3 protein-coding genes are annotated in these 2170 nt (G+C 64.2%); 1 reads left to right on the forward strand and 2 read right to left on the reverse strand.

Annotated elements, in window-relative coordinates; translation table 11 throughout:
* Positions 1-854, forward strand: an 854-nt coding sequence (locus ABFE16_11730) for a hypothetical protein (GenBank protein MEN6345963.1), incomplete at its 5' end; no start/stop codon positions are given.
* A 683-nt stretch (positions 855-1537) separates the two neighbouring features.
* Here the strand turns inward: ABFE16_11730 and ABFE16_11735 are convergent.
* Positions 1538-1759 carry a hypothetical protein gene (locus ABFE16_11735; protein MEN6345964.1) on the reverse strand — a complete coding sequence of 74 codons (222 nt, stop codon included), beginning with the start codon at positions 1757-1759 and terminating at the stop codon, positions 1538-1540.
* 284 nt (positions 1760-2043) lie between these two features.
* On the reverse strand, positions 2044-2169 hold the full coding sequence (locus ABFE16_11740; protein MEN6345965.1) for an IS4 family transposase: 126 nt from the start codon (positions 2167-2169) through the stop codon (positions 2044-2046).
* Position 2170: the final 1 nt, after the last annotated feature.

Here is a 2170-nt window from a genome sequence, read left to right on the forward strand (position 1 = left end):
GGGGTGAGTTGCTGCAAAGCGGGGTCATCCTCACCACACGTAAGTGCTTCTTCACTCCGAACTCCAAAGAGCGCCGGTACAGAAAGTGCGTCAAGTCTTCGGCTCTGCCTCACACTGACATCGTACCAAAGGTCACCATGGCAGAGGCGAGGCGCAGGGCGGTTGCCTACATCGCAGGTTGGCCCGGCATCCGGTCGGCTGAGGTCGGCGAGCAAGGGCCCATAGTGCCGGACCCGAGGGCAGTCGAGGCGGCCTGCCTCGAAGCGGACTACCTCGGGGTGCAGAGACTCAACTACCACTGTCGTGTGCGCATACAGCCGACCGCACCGTCCCAGTACGAAGGGTACTCGCCCTACGGCGCCCTGGTACAGGTAGACGCTGTGACCGGCGTCTGCAGCGTGTGCACCCTGGTCTCTCCGTGGGCCGTGAACGCTGGCGACGTCCGTCCGACCTGTACGTTCAGCAGTCCGCAGAGGAAGAGCTCCTGGCTGTACCTTCTCTACGAGCCCCGGCTAATCGATGGTCGTGTGTACTTCTGTGGGCAGTATCTCGACAGCTATCTGTGGGGCGGGAGCTACGCCTTCGATCGCGAGAGTGGGAGCTTCACCGCCGTCTTCAGAGACCATACCTGGCAGGGCAGGATCGGTGAGAGGGAGTTGGTGGTGGACGGTGTCGCGGAGACGTATCCGGCCGCCCCGCTGCGCATCGAGGAGGAAGCCTATCTTCCGGCGGAGATGCTGGAGCGCATCACCGGCTGGCAGGTCCGCCACACTCCTCTGGGCATCAACCAAGCCGGCAACGTGGAGTTGGTGCACCCGGCAGTCGCCCCCGAGCGGAAAGAGAAGCAGCCCTAAGGCAGCACGGCCCGGGTGCGAGGAATCCGCCCAGAAGTGCTTGTTGTCGACTTGCGCTCTGGGACCTGTCGAAGGGACGGACCACGATGACGCGATGGCTTCCATGCCTGGTTGTGCTGGCTACGGCGTTGCCCTTCTGTGCCCTTGCCTCCGCGGACAAGCCACCTGACCTGTCCGGTCTGTTGGTCAGTTGCTACCGCGCCGGGGCCCTTGCGACCTACGGCATCTACCAGTGGGACGCTGCTGCCGAGGACTTCAAGCTGGTGCTCAAGGGTGGCCGGCATCCGACCTGGTCACGCGATCACTCCTACTGGATCTGTCACCGAAACGGCCACGTGTGGGTGCAGGATCGGACAGGCAAGAACCGCCTCATCCCACAGCAGGTCGTGGGCAACATGCGACGCTTCGCACAGCCTATGGGGCGCGACGGCAGGTACCTGCTGCGAATGGGAACGGGTTGCCCGGGGGCTGCGTCGTGGGTGGAGATGTTCGATATTCGGAAGCTCTTCACGGTTGCTGAAGGGCAACTGGCGCACCCCGAAGTCTGTGTATACCCAGAGATCTGGGCGCCCCGGAAGCACGCCGGTGACGTGGAGGATCCGCCCTGGGCCAGAATCCGGAGCGACGTGGATCCCGACCGGGAGGGCTTCTCAGCCAACTGGGGTGTCACCGACATCGCAACTTCACCAGATGACCTCACCGTCGCACTTGTGGTGCAGACCTGGCATGAAGGCGTGGGACTCCTCACTTCGCGCATATACCTGTGGGACTGGAAGCACGACACAGTGTCGCAGGCGGTCACTCCCGAGGATGGGCGTCTCGAAGTGAACCCGCATTTCGTGGGCGGCAGCCGGCTGCTGGCCTTCGACACGGTCGACGTAGCAGACGGACGGCGGCGCAGCCACCTGCTCGACCGTCCAAGCGGCAAAGCGCAGGAGCTACGGGTGATGTCACCGGGCAAGAGCCCCCGCCGGGCGGGCACCTGCGTTCTTGCCGTGAGCCCGGACGGCACCAAGCTCGCACTTGGCACGGGCCCGAGGTTGCAGTGGAGCCACTACCCAGAGGGGCTTGCAGTAGCGGCCCTGCAAGGGGACATCACAAGAATGCCAGGCTCTCCGCTCGCTGTTTGGGATGTGGCCTGGTCGCCGGACAGCACCCAACTGGCCTTCGTCGCCTCTCAGGACGACCCCTATACATTACCCACATCTAGGAGATGGGGGGCGAAGAGGAGGGCGCCCAGGACGATGTCATGCAGGCGGTTCAGCCCGCGCCACAGCGTCTTGGCTCCCGGTTCGCCATCGCCCTTGCGAGCCAAA

This window comes from Armatimonadia bacterium (assembly GCA_039679385.1).
Taxonomy (GTDB): domain Bacteria; phylum Armatimonadota; class Zipacnadia; order Zipacnadales; family JABUFB01; genus JAJFTQ01.